15 protein-coding genes are annotated in these 18,043 nt (G+C 63.9%); 3 read left to right on the plus strand and 12 right to left on the minus strand.

Going from position 1 to position 18,043, the window contains the following annotated elements; genetic code table 11:
• Positions 1-33 precede the first annotated feature (33 nt).
• The 5 genes from C1A35_RS33875 to C1A35_RS33895 form a co-directional block, all read right to left on the minus strand.
• Positions 34-516: a VOC family protein gene (locus C1A35_RS33875; RefSeq protein WP_104668616.1), complete on the minus strand. Its 483-nt coding sequence runs from the start codon at positions 514-516 to the stop codon at positions 34-36.
• Between the two features lie 105 nt (positions 517-621).
• Positions 622-1,914, minus strand: a complete 1,293-nt coding sequence (locus C1A35_RS33880) for a GGDEF domain-containing response regulator (RefSeq protein WP_234823113.1) — start codon at positions 1,912-1,914, stop codon at positions 622-624.
• 276 nt (positions 1,915-2,190) lie between these two features.
• Entirely contained in the window at positions 2,191-3,036 is an 846-nt protein-coding gene (locus C1A35_RS33885; protein WP_104668617.1) for a response regulator, read from the minus strand.
• A 184-nt stretch (positions 3,037-3,220) separates the two neighbouring features.
• On the minus strand, positions 3,221-4,294 hold the full coding sequence (locus tag C1A35_RS33890; protein ID WP_104668618.1) for a cyclic nucleotide-gated ion channel: 1,074 nt from the start codon (positions 4,292-4,294) through the stop codon (positions 3,221-3,223).
• Positions 4,295-4,535: 241 nt separating this feature from the next.
• On the minus strand, positions 4,536-4,934 hold the full coding sequence (locus C1A35_RS33895) for a GFA family protein (protein WP_104668619.1): 399 nt from the start codon (positions 4,932-4,934) through the stop codon (positions 4,536-4,538).
• A gap of 190 nt (positions 4,935-5,124) precedes the next feature.
• Between C1A35_RS33895 and C1A35_RS33900 the strand changes: the two genes are divergently transcribed.
• Both C1A35_RS33900 and C1A35_RS33905 read left to right on the plus strand, forming a co-directional pair.
• Positions 5,125-5,538 (plus strand): nuclear transport factor 2 family protein, encoded by a 414-nt coding sequence (locus C1A35_RS33900; protein WP_104668620.1) that lies wholly within the window; start codon positions 5,125-5,127, stop codon positions 5,536-5,538.
• A gap of 155 nt (positions 5,539-5,693) precedes the next feature.
• Complete coding sequence (locus C1A35_RS33905) at positions 5,694-7,103, plus strand: adenylate/guanylate cyclase domain-containing protein (protein WP_104668621.1); 1,410 nt, start codon at positions 5,694-5,696, stop codon at positions 7,101-7,103.
• 27 nt (positions 7,104-7,130) lie between these two features.
• On the opposite strand, the gene C1A35_RS33910 is transcribed toward C1A35_RS33905, so the two are convergent.
• Complete coding sequence (locus C1A35_RS33910; RefSeq protein WP_104668622.1) at positions 7,131-8,945, minus strand: adenylate/guanylate cyclase domain-containing protein; 1,815 nt, start codon at positions 8,943-8,945, stop codon at positions 7,131-7,133.
• Positions 8,946-9,169: 224 nt separating this feature from the next.
• A complete protein-coding gene (locus C1A35_RS33915) occupies positions 9,170-9,931 on the minus strand; it encodes an MBL fold metallo-hydrolase (protein ID WP_104668623.1) in 762 nt (253 codons plus the stop codon).
• Positions 9,932-10,353: 422 nt separating this feature from the next.
• Between C1A35_RS33915 and C1A35_RS33920 the strand changes: the two genes are divergently transcribed.
• Positions 10,354-10,872, plus strand: coding sequence for a hypothetical protein (locus C1A35_RS33920; protein ID WP_104668624.1), 519 nt, complete (start codon positions 10,354-10,356; stop codon positions 10,870-10,872).
• Between the two features lie 180 nt (positions 10,873-11,052).
• Here C1A35_RS33920 and C1A35_RS33925 read toward each other — a convergent pair whose 3' ends face one another.
• The 5 genes from C1A35_RS33925 to C1A35_RS33945 form a co-directional block, all read right to left on the minus strand.
• A complete protein-coding gene (locus tag C1A35_RS33925; protein ID WP_104668625.1) occupies positions 11,053-12,618 on the minus strand; it encodes a caspase family protein in 1,566 nt (521 codons plus the stop codon).
• Between the two features lie 370 nt (positions 12,619-12,988).
• Complete coding sequence (locus C1A35_RS33930) at positions 12,989-13,267, minus strand: hypothetical protein (protein WP_104668626.1); 279 nt, start codon at positions 13,265-13,267, stop codon at positions 12,989-12,991.
• Positions 13,268-13,436: 169 nt separating this feature from the next.
• Positions 13,437-16,244 (minus strand): mechanosensitive ion channel domain-containing protein, encoded by a 2,808-nt coding sequence (locus C1A35_RS33935; protein ID WP_234823114.1) that lies wholly within the window; start codon positions 16,242-16,244, stop codon positions 13,437-13,439.
• 126 nt (positions 16,245-16,370) lie between these two features.
• Entirely contained in the window at positions 16,371-16,928 is a 558-nt protein-coding gene (locus C1A35_RS33940) for a DUF924 family protein (RefSeq protein WP_104668627.1), read from the minus strand.
• Positions 16,929-17,047: 119 nt separating this feature from the next.
• On the minus strand, positions 17,048-18,031 hold the full coding sequence (locus C1A35_RS33945) for a FecCD family ABC transporter permease (protein ID WP_104668646.1): 984 nt from the start codon (positions 18,029-18,031) through the stop codon (positions 17,048-17,050).
• Between the last annotated feature and the right edge of the window lie 12 nt (positions 18,032-18,043).

An 18,043-nucleotide genomic window follows, 5' to 3' on the forward strand; every position in this document is an offset into this window, starting at 1 on the left:
CCGAGAGCAATGAAATCCGCAGAGCGCACGCTCCTAATCCTGCCCGTGAAACGCCCGCTCCAGTTCGGCTATATCGAGCTTGATCATCCCGAGCATCGCCTCCGTCGCGCGCTTGGCGCGCGCCCGATCCGAATGGGCGACCATGTCGCCGAGCACGCGCGGCGCGATCTGCCAGCACAGCCCCCAGCGGTCGCGGATCCAGCCGCATTGCTCCGGTTCGCCGCCATTGTCGAGGATGGCCGACCACAGCCTGTCGATCTCCTCCTGGCTGTCGCACTGGATCATGATCGAGAAGGCGTGATTGAAAGGGTCGAGCGGCCCGGCTTCGAGCGCCATGAATTCCTGGCTGCCAAGCATGAACTCGATGATCGTCACGCTGCCGGCCGGTCCGCTCGGACTCTCCGCCGGCAAGGTGCTGATGCGCGTAATCGCCGAATTGGGAACGAGCGATATGTAGAAGTCGACCGCCTCGCGCGCCTCCTTCGCAAACCAGAGATTCGAAACAACAGTCGTCATGTGTCGCGTCCTCCTTGCTCCTTAGTGGGTAACCGAAGGACGTTCGACTTCGTTCCAGGCCGACAGGGGCCGCAATTTTTCTGAGGGCAGGCCCGCGGTGGGAGTTTACGACGCCAGCGCGTCGAGCAGCGCCAGTTCCGAAATCACCCGGTTCCGGCCGGCGTGCTTGGCCATGTAGAGAAACTGGTCGGCGGCGTGCAGGTAGTTCTCGAAGGCCTCCGAGGTCTCGATGGTTGCCAGACCGATCGAAACCGTGATCGTCAGTTCCTCGTCATCGGCGACGATGCGGGACTTTGCCAGTTCCAGCCTGAGCGCGTCGCAAAAGGCAAAGGCGCGACGCACGTCGCAGCCGTTGAAGAGAATGCCGAACTCCTCGCCACCGAGACGGGCAAGCAGGTGGTCTTCGCCGACGAGCGCTGCCAGGCGCTTGGCCACGTGCTTCAGCACGATGTCGCCGATCTCGTGGCCATAGGTGTCGTTCAGCCGCTTGAAATGGTCGATGTCGAGCACGGCGATCGCCGTCGGCTCGCCGCGTCTGAGGCACTGGTCGACGAGGCGCGGGCCGGCGAGGAAGAAGTGGCGGCGGTTGTAGAGATCGGTGAGATAGTCGCTCGCCGCCTGCCGCTGCAGCGTCTGCAGGCGCTTCTGCACGCCGGCGGCCTGGGCGATGCGGCCGTTGAACTCGGCTTCGAGGAAGGGTTTCTGGATGAAATCCGTGCCGCCGGCTTCGAGGAACCGGGCGCCGGCGCGGCGGTCACCGCTGTCGGAAAGGCCGATCACCGGCACGGCACCATCGCCCCGCCGCCGCTCGACCTCCGCCAGAAGGGCTGCACCGGTCATGTCGGCGAGATCGAGGTCGGTCACGACGAGATCGATCGCCTCGCCGCTGTCGAGCACCTGCAGCGCATCGGCGGCCGAAGCGACCTCGCAGACGGAGATCCTTTTGCGACGGAGGATGCCGGCAAGCTCGCTGCGCGAGGCGGCATCGGAATCGGCGAGCAAGACCGTTGTCTTGCCGTTGGTCAGCGCCCGGTCGACGGCGCCGATCAGGAGGTTGATCGATTCCGGCTGGTGCTTGATGACGCAATCGAGCACACCGCGCGACAGGATCTCCTCGCGCGTATGGTCGTTGAAGGCGGCGGTGAAGACGACCGCCGGCACCTGGTTGTCGAGGATGAAGTCGAGCGCCTCGCAATTGGGCGCATCCGGCAGGTTGAGATCGAGCACCGCGAGCGAGAAGCTCTCCGGCGCCTGTTTGAGCGCCTCGCGCAGCGCCGCCAGCGAATTGCAATGGGTGACGCGAATGCCGTGGACGGACTCAAGCCCATATTTCAGTGCCGTCGCGAACATCCGGGAATCTTCGACCAGCAGCATGCGCTTGTCGCCGTGCTTTTGCACAGAGTTCACCCGGCCCGGCGTGCGGCGCAATCTCACGTCCCTGCAACCCCTCTCGAGCCGCAGGCGTGCTTCCCCTTGAGGGTGACGCTGGCTCCGAATACATGATTAACCCGTCACGCCGCGCCGGCCTTTCGGCCGGCGAGATCGGTGTGACCGGGTTCCCCGCTCCTGCTGCGGCGGATTGAAGACCGATCGGATTGCAATTTCGTTAATGCGGCAACTTGGGCGCGGGATTTCGCGCCCTTTACCATGATATTTTGGGGATTATTTTTCGTATCAGGCTGAAGCCTTCGCCGGAACCCCAACCTTTTCGCTGAGCGTGCGGATCTTCGTCAGCGTGTCGAGGTTCTGGTTGACGCGGCAATAGAACTCCTCGTTGACGAAGGGACGAACGACGAAGTCGTTGCCGCCGGCCTTGAGGAACCGTGCCGACAACAGCCGGTTGGTGGAGGACGACACGCCGATGATGCGCAACTGGTGGGGGCCGTAGGAGCTACGGATGCGGCGCGTCAGTTCGAAGCCATCGATATCGGGCATGTTGTAGTCGGTGATGACCAGGCCGATATCCGGATTGTTCTTCAGGATCTCCAGCGCCGCGGCACCGTTTTCCGCCGAGCTGGTGCGGAAGTTGTAACGCTTGAGCTGCGTCGTCAAAAGCGCGCGCGCCGTCGGGCTGTCGTCAACGATCAGCACATGGTGCTTGTGGTTGGTGAGGAAGCGGCAGACCGATTCCGCCAGCATGTCGACGGCAAAGACGCTGTCCTTGATGACGTAGTCGACGATTTCCTTGGCGAGGATCTTTTCGCGCGTCGATTCCTGGAACGAACCGGTGAACACGACCGTCGGCACGCTCATCTCGATCAGGTAGTTGAGCGCCTCGCCGTTTTCCGCCCCCGGCAGGTTGATGTTGGAGATGGCGAGCGACGCCGGAAAGGTGGCGTTCTCGACGGCGAACTGCAGGTCGTCATAGTCGCGGCAGACGATGACATCGATGTCGAACAGCTCTTTCAGCCGCTTCGAGACCATCGAGGAGAAGAGATTGGAGTCCTCGGCAAGCACGATGCGGTGCTCGGCAAGGGATTCGCCGGAATAATACATTCCGGAAACGCCAAAAAATGACATTGAACGCCTATGTAAAAGAGTGTCCCCCTACAGCTCCGCGCGTTCTTCATGCCCGCCTAGTCGCTGTAACTTGCAGCCACCATGCTAGAGGAGAAAGGCTTTCTTCGGTGTTAATGAGCAACCGGCGAATTGACGAGACCGACGTGTCGGCTTGAGACGCCCGGTCGCCGTGACGCCGTTCCTCTCATGCCTCCGGTGTTCGGCCGCGCCGCGTCTCGGCGGTCTTGCGGATGACCTCGGCGATCTCCGGATTGCTGCTCGACAGCATCTGGAAATCCTCGGAGTAGAGCGACAGCAGCGAGACCTCCGTTTCGGCCGTGACGGTGGCCGAGCGCGGTTCGCCCGATATCAGCGCCATTTCGCCGAAGAAGCTGCCGGGACCAAGTTCGACCGGCGTCGGCGACGGGGTGGCGATGGTCACGCGCCCCTCGACGATGAAGAACATCTGGTCGCCCGCCTCGCCCTTGCGGCAGATGATGGCGCCTGATGGCACCACTCTCGGGCGGAGCGCCCGGACGATCTCGACGAAGGCGGCCGAGCCAAGCCTCTGGAACAGCGGCACGGCTGCCACGAGCTGCCAGTTGCGCACGAAGTCCTGCCGGCGCACCTCCTCGAAGAAGCCGGTCGCAAGAATGCCGGCCCAGAGCGCGAAGATGCCGATGCCGCTCATCATCACCAGGCCCGCCAGCACCCGCCCGGCAAAGGTCATCGGGATCTCGTCGCCATAGCCGGTGGTCGACAGCGTCACCACCGCCCACCACATCGCCTGCGGAATGCTGCCGAACTTGTCGGGCTGGACATCACGCTCGATGAGGTAGGCAATGAGCGACGCGCCGAACAGCACGATGCCGAAGAGCGAGGTGACGCCGACGAGATTGGGTGCCGCGCGTGCCACCACCCGGCCGAGCAGGCGGAAGAAGGTGGAGTGACGAAGCGGCTTCAACAGCCAGACGCCGCAGTAGAGGCTCTGGTCGCGCGTGCCGGCAAAGAGCAATCCGGCAAGGGGAACGACGACGGCCAGAAGATCGATCACGGCTTCCGTCACCGAGGCCCGGCCATCCCTTGCCCAAAACGCAATCAGCGTGTCGCTCAGCTGCAGGAGATAGACAGCCCAGATCCCGGCAAGCAGCCCTTCGATGGCGAGCCGCACTCCAGCGCCGAGGCTCGACGCGGTCAGCGCCGCAACCGCCACGAGCCCGGCCGCCGCCAGGAGGCCATTGGCAGCGTCTGACATCCTCAACAAAGGCCGTGCCGACATACACTCCCCCAACGGCCGCCACCGCGCGGCCGTTTCGACTGCCATTGAAGTCAAGACAGTAACGCTTTGATTTAAAGCACAATTCCATACATTAATCGATGCTCAAATAAAGAAACAGCGAAATCAGGAGGCCGACCGAACGAAAGCGCGCCGCGATCTCCCGGATTAGCGCCTTGCATTTTGATTTCCGGATCTTTCGCGGGTCGTTGTCGCAAGACCGCCGACTGAGCTTCACACGGACCTAGAAGCGCTCGCCGTCGGCCCGGGGCAACCGATCCTCCTCGAATTGCTCTGCGCCCTCGACCGGCCTCAGCCATGCCTCGCGGCGCTTGATCCAGAGCTCGTAGCTCGGCTTCAGCGGCGTCGGGGCTTCCGAGAGGATCCCGAGCTTGATCTCCGCCTCCTGATCGTCAGCGGAAAATACCCGCGAACCGCAATGGGAACAGAAGCGCCGCCCCTGAAACTCGGAGGTGTCGCCCGTATGTTCGAAGCGGTTGGCAGGCCAGATGCCATAGAAGGTGAAGGCCGAACCGCTTTCCTTGCGGCAGTCCATGCAGTGGCAGATACCAACCCGCGTCGGTTCATCGCGCACCTTAACCTCGACCTGGCCGCAAAGGCACTTTCCCGTGAGCATCGTCATGACCTTATCCTGCGCTGAGCGGCTGATGACAAAACAGGAAACGACGCACGCGGGCGTCGGGTTCCCGTAACCGGGGCGCTCGATGCGGTCGGCATACGCAACGCCATGCCTTGCCCGAGCAAGCGGCGCCTTTCACGGAACCTTTCGCGCTTCCACGTCTTCTGCGGGTATCCCAGACGGAGGATAGATCATGCATGCCGAAGAACAGGAAATCATCGCCCTCGAACAGGAATTCTGGCGCACCATTCTCAAGCAGGACACAGAAGCATCTCTGGCCATGCTGCCCGAACGCTCGATCGTGGTCGGGGCCCAGGGCGCGGCGGTGCTGACCCGCGACGACTATCGCCGGATGTCGGAACAGGCCGAAGGGTACTGGAAGCTCAATTCCTTCCGCCTCGACGACGTCAGCGTCATCTTTCCGAAGGATGACGTCGCCGTCATCGCCTATACGGTGACGGAGGAGATGGAGGTCGACGGCAAGCCTTTGACGATCAAGGCGGCCGATGCCACCACATGGGTGCGCGAAGAGGGCCGATGGCTGGCTTCGCTGCACACGGAATCCGTGCTCGGCGATCCCTTCGGTCGCGACCGCAAGGCGGCTTAGCCTGCAGATGGCGGCAATGCGCGGCACGGCCGATCGCTGGCGCGATGCTGGACGTTCTGCCGTGGCGCGAACAACCGACGCGTCGCGCCTTGTCTCGTCAACCCGGCCCCGACAAGCCTCTGCCACACACGCAATTTTCAGTATAAGATACCACCATGAGTGAAGCCCAGCCTCTGTTCGATATGCTGCGCCAAACCGTGCAGCCTGAAATCGCCGGCATACTGGAGCGATTTGTCCGGGAAGCGCCGGACCGCAAGCTCTGCCGTATCAATGCGCTCGCCTTTGCCGCCGAGCACGGGCTCGACGAGGAGAAGGCGATCGCCGCCTTTCTGCACGCCTCTCGCCTCGGCCTCTTCGAGCTGTCATGGAACGTGCTTTGCCCCGGATGCGGTGGCGTGCTCGACAGCAACACCTCGCTGAAGACGGTGCAGAGCGACACCTATACCTGCTCGCTCTGTGCTGCCGGCTACGAGCCGACGCTGGACGAAATGGTGGAGGTGACCTTCACCGTGAACCCGCGCGTCCGGCACATCGAGGCGCACAACCCGCATGAACTGCCGCCGTTCGAATATTTTCGCCAGGTCTACTGGGGCTCCGGCATCGAATTGCCGGAAGAGGATTACGAGGCCCGGATCGACGATTTCGTGCTGGAGGCGCTGGAGCTACCGCCCGGAGAGAAGGCGGTGATTTCGCTGCAATTGCCGGCAGAGTTCATCATCGTCTTCGAGCCGGTCACCCATGCCGCGCAGTTCATTGACGTCAAGGGCGAGCCGACCAAGGAGCGTCGCACGCTGTCGCTCGTCTTCGACCGCGGCCATCGCCACGACGAAGCGCTGACGATGCAGCCCGGCCCCTTGCGCATCCAGGTGGAAAACCACACGGATGTGCGCACCCTGCCCTCGGTCTGTATCGCCAACGACGCGCTGCACGATATCCTCGGCCAACGCCGACCGTTCCTGACGGCCAAGCGCCTGCTATCCAACCAGACCTTCCGCGACATCTACCGCACCGACACGATCGACGTCGACCAGCGGCTGAAGATCACCAGCCTCACCTTCCTCTTTTCGGATCTGCGCGGCTCGACCGAGCTTTACGAGCGTGTCGGCGATCTCGCCGCCTTCGACCTGGTGAAAACCCATTTCAGCGTCGTCAACGAGATCGTGGCAGCCGAAGCCGGCGCGGTCGTCAAGACGATCGGCGACGCGGTCATGGCCACCTTCCCGACGCCGGACCGGGCGGTCGCCGCCGCCATGCGCATGCGCGAAGCGATGCGCGAGCTGAACGAGGCGCGCGGCGCGGAAGACCTGTTGTTGAAGATCGGCATTCACGAGGGCCCGTGCATCGCCGTCAGCCTCAACGAGCGGCAGGACTACTTCGGACAGACGGTCAACATCGCCTCGCGCGTCCAGCATCTTGCCAGTTCGCGCGAGATCTTTGCCACCGGCTCGGTGCTCGACGATCCGCGCGCGTCGAGCCTGCTTTCCGACCGCGGTCTCAATCCGCAGTCGCACAATGTGGCGCTCCGGGGCATCACAAACGAGATCAGCATCTTCTCGATCCCGTGAACGTCGTGAAACCGCATCCTGCTGGTGTCAGCGGTCCGGCAATCCCGCTTGCCGCAGCCCCTCGGCCATTTGTTGCTGCCACTGCGATATCTTTTGAAACCACGGCAATGCGAGATAACGCTCGATCGTAAAAGCCGGCTCGGCCGCGAGCAGCTTCTCAGCCGCCCATCGCGCGGTCTTGAGGTCTCCGCTCATCGCCGACCAGGCGGCCAGGTGGCGATAGGACCAGGTCACGTCAGGATAGCTATTGACGACGTCGTGGGCGATCGTGATGGCTTGCGCAAGGGAACCTTGCATGGCCATGGAAAAGGCCATCCCCAATCTCATGTTAAATCCCAGCGGATCTCTCGGGCTGAGCGTCATTGCGCGCTGGAAGCGTTCCGTTGCCCGCGCGGCCTCGTCCGTGAAGATCGCGACCCAGCCAAGGCGGGCCCAGGCCCAGGCATTGTTTGGGTCAAGCGCAAGCGCCTTTTCGATAAAGGTGGCGGCGCGCTCCTGGTCGCCGCAGATGCTGATTGCCGCGCCGGCGGCCGTCAGCGCGGTCGGGTCGTCGCTGATCGAGCCCGCAGCTTCGATCGCTGCGCGCGCCTGATCGAGCTCATGCTCCGGCCGGTCGGTCCACAGATAGGAGGCGCTTGAGGCATGGCACCACGCCAGAAGCGCGTGCGCGCGACCGTAACCTTGATCGATGGAGATCGCCTGCCGCAGCAGTTCGATCGCCTGGTTGTTGGTGTCCTTGCGGCGCCCCCAAAGGTTTGGGAAGGCGCGCATGACGAGATCATAGGCCCTGAGACTGGCCGGCGGCTTGCGCCTGGCCAGCTCGATCTCGGCATCGCGGATGGCCGGACGAATGGCGCCGGCCACCTGCGCCGCGATCCGATCCTGGAATTCGAACATGTCTTCGATCGCGCCCTCGTAGCGATCGGACCAGGACTGTGTCCTTGTTTCGGCGTCGACCAGCTGCACGGAAATGCGCAGCCGCTCGCCGCCACGACGAACGGTGCCTTCGACCACGTAGTTGACGCCGAGCTCCCTGCCGACCTCGCGCACGTCGACGAAACGCCCCTTGTAGGTAAAGGCCGTCTGCCGCGCGATGACGAAGAAATCGCGAACGCGCGAGAGCGCGGCGGTGATCTCTTCCACGACCCCGTCGACGAAGTATTCGTCGCCCTGACCGCTCAGATTGTCGAAGGGCATGACGACGATCGACGGCTGGTCCTTGCCGCGGCGGGCCGAAAACGTCGGCAAGGGCACCATGCCGCCCTCGGTGGGCGCCTCCTCCTGCCAATCGACGCGAAAGATGAAAATCGGCCGGGGGATGTTCTTCAAACTGCGCTCGCCGAGGCTGGTCAACGCGAACGGCACCTTGCCGTCGAGATGTTCGCGCACCGACCCGGAAATGCAAATGCCGGATGGAGTGGCGATCTCCTGCACGCGCGCGGCGATGTTGACGCCATCGCCGAGCAGATCGTCTCCGGACACGACAACGTCACCGAGGTTGACGCCGATGCGGAATTCCAGGCGGCGGTCCGGCGGGAAGTCTGCGCGTAAGGCGAAGAGACGGCGCTGGATGTCCACCGCGCACCGGACGGCCCGCACAGCACTTGGAAACTCGGCGACAAAGCCGTCACCTGCGCTGCCGAATATACGGCCGCCATGTTCGTCGACCAATTCGAAGATCCGCTTGCGGCACACATCGAGTGCACCTAGCGTTCCCTCCTCGTCGAGCGCCGCCAGGCGACTGTAGCCGGCAACATCGGCTGAAAGGATGGCTGCGAGCTTTCGTTCCACTGTCGTGACCGCTCCTGCGGCGGACGATTGCGCTGAGCCTAATATGCGCATATTTTCCTGTTTTCACAGATGCTTGTCGCAAGCAGGGCCGGACGAAAGGCCGCTCCTGGGCAGTCCCGCCTCGCCGCAACCGTGCCGCACGACGGAGTTCCGCCCCATTGATTGGGTCCTCCTACAGCGCCGCGCGTCCTATCGGACGCGCAAAGGACGCTGTAGCACCTTTAATAGTTGCATGTTTTTGTCCTTTAATCGGCTACGATTAAGGGAAACATGCATTAGACCACCGGCGGTATCAGCGTCAGCACCTCGCCATCGTCGGGGATCACCAGCTTGGTCAAGGGGATGCCGTGCGCATCGGCGGCGGCCCTGAGCTCGCTCCGGCTGACGGTCGCATGATCGAGCGCCTCCATGTGGGTGGCGATGACGATCGCATTCTTCGCGGCCTCGCAGACCGCGATCGTCTGCTGCGCATCCATGACGATCAGGTCGCCGTTCCACTTGGCGCCGCAGGAATGGGTGACGATGACATCCGGCCTGGTCTCGCGAATGGTCTGTTCGATGGCCGGGTAATAGACGGTGTCGCCGGCCCAGTAGACCGAAGGCTCGCCCTTGGCCTCCAGGCTGAAGCCGATGACGGGGCCCATGTCCTGGACGACGGGACCGAGGCCGTGGCTGCCGTCGCGCCGGGTCAGCCTCAGGCCCTGCCACTGCGCCTTGTCGGTGAGCGGGGTCACGTCGCGAAAACCGGCGGCGCGGATCGCCTCCTCGTCACCAGGCTGGCAGAAGACCGGCAGCCCCTTCGGCACCCGGTGCTTGGCGGTGTCGTCGAAGTGATCCTCGTGCAGATGCGAGATGATGACGAGTTCGACGCCGGCCAGGATCGTGTCGATGTCGACAGGAAGGTCGACCATCGGATTGGGTGCACGCCCGGCAAAGGATGGCAGGCTGTCCTTGGGCCCCAGAAACGGATCGACCAGAATGGTGTGGCCGGCATAGTCGAGCTTGAGCGTGGCGTTGCGGATAAGCTGGAGTTTCATGGGTGTCCTCCCGTGCCGGGACCGGCATTGACCATCGGCGGCGATCCTTGCGCATGCGGCGATGAAATCAAGCCCTGAAATGCGGCCTGACATCGTATACCGAAGACAACGCGCCGGCATGCGCCTGTCCGCGAGGATCGATTTTACCACCGTCATTCGACGGCGACACTAAACGTCGACTGTCAAAGCCGTTCGCATTGTCGGCGCCACCGTGGCGCTCCCTCTGTCGCGACGGATGCCTCTGCGCGGTATGGCCCCCCGGGGAAGGTCCCATGGGCTGTTTAAGTGATTGATTAACGCCAACGACGATTGACTGTTAAGTCAGATCGGCAACGCCTTGCGCTACGGCTTCTGACAATCAATGTCGTCGGCACCCGAGCGAATACTTCGGGATGATCGTACAAGCCTTCAGGGAACAGGAAATGAAAGCAGCCAAGAAACACGGACATGCCGTCAAAACCACTCTTTTGCTTGGCGTTGCCTTGATGACCCTGACCGGTTGCGTCTCGGAAAATGGGAAATTCTACTGGGAGTACGGGGTCGGCAAAACACTTGAAAAAGAATGGAACGGGACGCCCGTTCAGTCTTTCGAAAGCCGCTTTGGCGCCCCGATGGAAACGACAACTGCCAAGAATGTCACGACGATGAAATGGCGAGCCTCCAAGATCCAGTGGATGCCCAGACGGTTCAAGACGATCGGCGCCGGCCCCAATATGACCATGACCGTCCACAAGCCGCCAGGATATGAAGTCGCCAACTGCGTCCTCGCCGTTTCGAGCGAAGGCGGCATCATAACTGACTTCACTGTACGCGATGACGCACGCGTCGAGGCACAGTCGTTTTGCCTGACATCCTTTAGCCGGAAGTCGGTCTCAGCGAAAACGCCCTCATCAACGGCTGGTCCGAAACGCCCGCTCAACGCGACTGCAAAGTCATCGTAAACGTCCGCGGAAGCATAGCGCCTGATGGCCTTGCGCGGGCCATCAAGCGGTCTTGTCAATGCGGTTCGGGTGAAGCAATGCAGAAGGGCTTCAGCCGCCGCGATTGAGGGGCCCGCCGCAAAATGCGGGGGCGACGCCCACGCTCGACGCTCCGCCCGTCAGGGGCGGCCATGCTCCCCCTCACCGCCAGCCGCAATCCCATGGTTGCCCTCGCGCCGTGCGGTGGCAGGCAAAGGCGCGGCCGCAGGAATGGGTGGCGGCGATCGTCGTGCGGCCGCGGCCCGAACCCGACCCGCGCGCAAACATCTGCCGGAAGGCGACGTTGGCATTGGCGGGGCAGTTGGCAAAGCTCTTCTTCTGCAACTCAGCCGGCGGGGTGATCGTGCGCGTGCCCGTGCTCTTCTCAGGTGTCTTGGCAGTGCCTTGTGTCTCGCCCGGTTGCGGCAGCTTGGCCTCACGCCGGATCGTGACGCAGCGGCCGTCCTTCGCCTCCTGATTACGCGCGCAGGCAAGCGGGCAGACCCGCTGCTTTTCCGCCTTCAGCCGGTCGAGCACCGCGTTCGAAGGTTCTAGTGTCGCAAGCTGAAGTTTCCCGTGTTTGGCATAGGCCTCCAGCGCCTTGCGACTGCCGGCGCCCCAGAGCCCATCCTCACCACCGGCGCGACAGCCGAGGCGGTTGAGCTCCACCTGCACGGAACGGGCGAGCGCACGGCCGGTGGTCGCGTCCGGTTCGGCGCTGACTGCCGGGTCGGCGAGCGCCGCCGCACCGCCATCCGGCGCCACAGTCGTAGCGTCAGGCGTCGCGGCCGCCCGCTCGATGATCTGGATCTTGGCCCTGGCGAGCGATGCGAAGACGCCTTGCGGATACTGCTGCAGATAGGCGTCGAAGAGGTCGCGGTCGGTGGCGTTCTTGATCGTATCCCAATAGGCAAGTTCGGCGGCCTGCTCCCCATTCTTCTCCTCGGCGGGGGTCGGTTCGTTTCCTGTCGCCGGCTTCAGCACCACCTCGCCGGTCAGCGAGGAATTGTCCCAGGGCACCTGCCTGCCGCCGGTCGCCGCCAGAACGTCGCGGCGCACGTCGATCAGTTCGCGGGTAATGTCGCGTCCCGGCTGGCCGAGATGCTTCAGCAGCGCCGATGTGAACGGCGAATTGCGCCCGCTGCCGTCGAGCGCCACGTTGCCGGGCTGGGTGGCAAAGGCGATCAGCGTGCCGATGCCGGTGCCGATCTTGGCAAGACCGCGGCCGACGGAGGCCGAGCGCGTGCCCATGGAGCGGGCGAGATTGACGGCAAGCGGATTGTCGCGGCAGGCGTCGAGCAGCACCACATTGACCCGCGTGCTGCGCTCCATCGCCGTCAGGATCAGGTTCATCGGCACCGCCTCGAATTCGAGATCGACCTGGGAGGCGAGCCTGGCATCGACCGGCGCCAGGTAGTTTTCGCCATCCACCTGAAGGCCATGGCCGGCATAGTAGAAGAGCGCCAGGTCCGCACCGTCGAGCCGGCCGACAAAGTCGCGCACCGCCCGGCGCACGCCCGAGAGGTCGAGGTCCCGGCCGCTCACCACTTCGAAGCCAAGCGCTTCGAGCTTGGCGACCATGTCGGCGGCATCGTTGCCGGGGTTGGGCAAGGGCGCGACGTTCTGATAGGCGGCGTTGCCGATGACCAGCGCCACGCGCTTTTCGGCCAGCGCCTGCGACGCTGAAAGCAGCAGCAACAGCGACAAGGCGATGCGAAGGAACGGCATGGCTCCCCTCCGGCATTCCGCTGGCGATCGCAACGTCGCGCGCGTCGGCCCTATGGTCAAGCACGCTACCGGCAACGACCTGCGTCACTACGGGGTCATGCGCTTCAGCCCCCGCTCCCTGTCATAACGAACGAAGCGGGCCGTTCATTCAATCATCCAATGGGATTAGGCCCTGTTCGGGACCTATGCACTGCGCGGCGAGGCAGGCGTTCGAAAGGTTGCGCGTCCGCTCAACCTGCCCGGTTTCCCCTGGGTGAGCACGGGCTGAAGCGCCGCTTCGAGGATCGAATGCGCGCGGCTGCCGACAGATTTTCGGGATTGCCGGCAACGACATGGCGGGTCAGCCGCACCGTTGCCGGGAGATGGAGACTTACTTGACGACGACGTTGCCGTTGACGATCTCGACATCCTCGTCGCCCTGCAGGCCGATCCGGTCGCCGCTAGGCGCGGTCACGAAACAGCCGCTCGGGCAGATCATTTCGGTCGCGCCGGATGCAATCGCCACTTCCACGCGGCTTTCCCCCTCGACGACGATCAGGACGGCGGTCTCGCTGTCCTTGTTGGTCACGGTCGCGGCGGAGGCCGCCTCCGCCGCCAAGACCCCGGTCACCAGGACGCCGGAAAGCAAAGCAATTACAAACTTCTTCATTGCCCATCGGCGCATGAAGGCGCCGCCCTCTCGTCGAGCCGGCCGCCTCGTCGGTTTCGCGACGCTGCGCCGGCCACCTCTTCAGCCGATGACCAGCGTAGTCGGTCACCAGAGGAATTGCATGCTTTTTATGGCAGGCCGGCTGAATAGTGGCTGAATGGTCCGTTTATCAGCGGTTTGGGTTTGAGCGGCGGCCGGTAGCCCGGCGACCGCTTGCGCCCTCCACTTCGCGCTCCTCGTCGAGAGGCGCCGCCGAGGCCGTCTTCTTGTCCGAAGCGGTCGTCTTGGAAGCCGCCCTTTCCTCGGCGGAGGTGGCGCCCTTCGGCTCCCCAACCTGCTCCGGGTGGTGGCTTTCGATGCCCGTCTGATCCTCGACCGGCACGTCCTCGATCTTGACCGGGAACGGCGCACCGATGCCCTCGTCGCGGAAGCGCTCGTAGATCGAGATGCGCAGGTCGTTGCGCACGCCGCCGCCGGTCAGCACGTCGGCGACATAGATGCGGAGCTCGAAGTTCATGCGCTCGTCGCCAAAGGCGGTGAAGCCGACGCTCGGCGACGGGTTCTTCAACACCATCGGATGGGCAGCGGCGATTTCGGAAAGCAGCGCCATGATCCGGCGCGGATCGCTGGCATAGGTGACGGTGATGGCGATCTCAGAGCGGCCGAGCTTGTTGCGGTGCGTCCAGTTGCCAACCGACGCGTTGATGAGCAGCGAGTTCGGCATCATGATCGACTGGTGCTGGAAGGTCTCGATCTCGGTCGCGCGCACCGAGATGCGCTTGACGAAGCCTTCGGTCGTGCCGCTGACGATCCAGTCGCCCACCTTGAACGGCCGCTCGACCAGCAGGATCAGCCCGGAGACGAAGTTCGAGACGATGTTCTGCAGGCCGAAACCGACGCCGAGCGAGAGGGCACCGGCGACGAGCGCGAGATTTGAGAGGTCGATGCCCGCCGCCGACAGGCCGATGAGGCCGGCAAGACCGACGCCGGTGTAGCCGATGCCGGTGCGGATCGAGTTGCGCACGCCCGCATCGACCCGGCTGCGCGCCATGATGTTGCCGTCGATCCAGCGCTGGACGAAGCGAGTGACGACGTAACCAAGCGCAAAGAACAGGATGCCGGCAAAAATGCCGACCAGCGAAATGGTGATCGAGCCGATCTTGATCTCGGTCACCATCCTATAGGCCCAGGACTCGATGTCGGCGATCTGGAAGTTCCACTGCAACAGGATCAGCGGAATGAAGAACACGAAAACGAGTGCGTAGATACTCAAGCCGGCGGCAAGCCCGATCTGGTCGAGCGCGACCTGCTCGAGATTGTAGCGCCGCTCGAGATAGCGCCCGGCCGAAGTCTCGCCGAACGCTCCCTGCTTGGCGACCGCCCGGCCGGTGAGGATACCGATATACATCGTCACCATGATCGCGCCGGTGATGATGATCTGCGTAGCGATGAAGCGGGCAAGGCCGACATAACCGGACACGGCCGCAATGATCAGCGAAGCGCCGATCGCAAGCAGCGTGAAGGACACCACCTTAGGCCAGGCACGGCCGTGCGCATCGAAGGACTCGTCCTTTCTGAGCATCGGCTTGATCCAGGCCGACGCCATGATGATGAGGCCAATGACGATGGAGGCGATGTAGCTCTTGACCACCGTCAGCACCACCGGCGAGCCAAGCGCCTCGCTGACGCCGCCGAAGAGGTAATCGAGACCGTTGACCAGCGCCATGGCGAAGATGGCGATCATCAGCATTCTGGCGCCACGATCGGACACCCGGACGAGCCGCCAGCGTGAGTCGCGCGGCGACAACACCGCCTGAGCGAGCCTCGTCACGAAGAAGACGACGACGGCGACCCCGAGCGTGATTGCAATGATCGGCGCGATATCGGAACGCAGCACATTGAAGCCGCGCAGGAACAGGAAGCTCGAGACCGCGAAGGCGGCCGAGGCAATCGTCGGTATCAGCGTCGACCAGAAGGCGACCGAGAGCCGCCGGAAGTAGCTCGGCTCCTCATCGGTGATGTCATGCTCGATCAGCGGGCGAAAGAGCCTGCGGCTGCCCGAAAGGAAGACGAGCGCGGCCAGCAGCGACAGGAACAGCGCCGTCAGGAGCGGCACGCGCTTGTAATTCCAGGCAAAGCTCAGCCAGCTCCCGACGCTGCGCGACAGCACCCGGGTTTCGTCCGCCGTCGCCGTCAGCGCATCGTCGAACATTCCGGTCGACACTTCGGTGTTCTTCAGGAGCGTGTTGGAAAACAGAGCGCGCCGGGTCGCGGTAATGGCGTTGGAGAGCTTCGTCGCCTGCACCGACAGGCCTTCGGCCTCGCCGGTCAGCGCGTTGATCGCGCCGCGCTCGGCCATCAGCCGCTTGCGCTCGGCGGTCACGATGTCGGCCTCCGCCGGCTGCCCCTCGCCCGGCGGATCGCCGAGTTCGGTCAGCCGCGCCTTGATCTCGTCGAGACGCGGGCGGGTCGAGACCGAGACGCCGATGATCTGCTTGGCGAGCGCATCGACCTGAACCTTGAGGTCGGCAAGCACGATGTCGTCGTCCTTGGCTTTCTCAACGCGTTCGGTCAGCGCCCTCAGTTCCTCGCCCGCCTTGGTAAGTTGCTCGGCCGCCTGGCTCTGGGCTGGCGGCGTGGCATCTGCCGGCACGCCATCGGCCGCCGGCTGGGCATTCTGGGCAGGCTGGGTGGTTGTCGCCGCAGGTTCGGCGGCACCGGGGGTCGCCCCGTTCTCCGCTGGCTGCGCCTCCTGCGCCGCTTTTCCGTCAGCGGGCTGGGTGGCGGTCTGGGACGATTGTGCCCCTTGCGGCGATTGCGCCGGCTGCGCCGATTTCTGGCCAGCTTGCCCGTTTGCCTGTGCGGTTTGTTGCGCTGTCGGCTGTGCCGCCTTCTGGGCCATGACCGGGCCGCCCATGGCAAGCGCCAGCAGGCAGACGAGAATGGCAGGCAGTTTTCCGACAGAACGCAATTTCATGATCCTTGCAGATTGAGACCGTGGCCCGGAATCGCTCCGGCCGTCTTCACGTTTCGATGTGAATACGAAAGACGGCGGAAAGATGCAAAGAACGGCAATAAATCGCCGCCGGGGCCTGCTTTTCCGCTAAAACCCGGCGCCGGGCTCTGCCAGATAGGCAAGCTCGGCCTCGCTCGACGTCCGCGCGAGGAAAGCGTTGCGATGCGGGAAGCGGCCGTAGGTCTCGATCACCTCGCGGTGCCGGATGGCATAGTCGAGATAATCGGCATCGCCGAGCTCGGTAAAAAGCTTCACCGACAACGTCTGGTCGGTCAGGTTCTCCGAATGCTCGAAAGGCAGATAGACGAAGGCGCGCCATTCCGGCTTGATCGCCATGTCGGCCCCGGCGCCGACGGCAAGCTTGGCCTCGTGCAGCGCCAGGCAATCGGTCGCAAAGGCGAGCGGCGTGCCGCGATACATGTTGCGCGGCATCTGGTCGAGCAGCACGATCGCCGCCAGCCGGTTTTCCGGCGTTGCCCGCCAGATCTCCCCGACGCCGCGGGCAAGGGCCAGATGCGACGCCTGGAAGCGGCGGATGCAGGTCTGGTCCAGCGCGTGGCTCGTCCCGAACCAGTCGTCATAGGTGAGTTCGCCGAACCAGAAGTTCAAAACGTCCTCGGGCGTGCAGATGTCAGCTTCGTTCATGTGTTCCTCATGCGGCCAGGCCGCCGATGTCTCGGCCCCACGTCCCGCTATGACATAGGCCCGGATCGATCCGCGTCCATATGGCAGATGTCCATAAGCGGTATCCGCCCCTACACGCCTTACGCGCGTCGCTTCAGGATGGCAATGAAGGCGATGCCGCCGACGAGCCCGGTGACGACCCCGATCGGCATGTCCTCCGGCGCCATGATGACGCGTGCGGCAAGATCCGCAAGGATCAGCGTCAGCGCCCCGAAGAAGGCCGACAGCGGAATGACCCGGACGTTGTCGCTGCCGGCGAGCAGCCGCACGAAATGCGGCACCATCAGCCCGACGAAGCCGATCGCGCCGGAAAAGGCGACCATCACCCCGGTCAGAAGAGCCGTGACGACAAACAGCGTCAGCCGGAACCGGCGCACGGGAACACCGAGCGTCATCGCCGTTTCGTCGCCCATGGCAAGCGCATTGATCTCGCGCGCCCGGATGGAGAGCCAGCCGAGCGAGGCGAAAAGCACCAGGCCGGGATAGACGAGCTGCGACCATTGGGCCAGGCCAAGGCCGCCGAGCATCCAGAAGATCACCGTATGCGTCGCCCTCGGATCCCCCAAGAAAATCATGAGGTTGCCGATGGATGTTAAGACGAAGGCGACGGCGACGCCGGCAAGCACCAGCCGGTCGGCGCTGCTGCAGAGCACGCGCGATACGAAGGCGACGAGCACGGTAGCAAGAAGCGCGCCGGCAAAGGCAAAGAGCGGTACCGTGGCAAGCCCGAGGATCAGCCCGGTGTGCAGCAGCGCCACGATCGCGCCGAGCGCGCCGCCGGAGGACACGCCGAGCAGATGCGGATCGGCGAGCGGGTTGCGCGTGACCGACTGCAGCACGGCGCCGGTGAGCCCGAGACCGGCGCCGACGAGGCCCGCCAGCATGACGCGCGGCAGGCGCACGTCCCAGACGATGCTCTCGCGCCCGGCCGACCAGACGACGTCGACGCTTCCGGGCGAAATCTTGCTGGCGATGATCGACCAGACGGTGGCAACCGGGATCGGCGCGGAACCGAGCGACACGGCGACCGTGACGGTCAAGGCAAGCAACAAAAGCGCCGCCATGAAACCGGCGCC

Origin of the sequence: Ensifer adhaerens (assembly GCF_002940685.1) — a bacterium.
In the GTDB taxonomy this organism is placed as follows: domain Bacteria; phylum Pseudomonadota; class Alphaproteobacteria; order Rhizobiales; family Rhizobiaceae; genus Ensifer; species Ensifer adhaerens_E.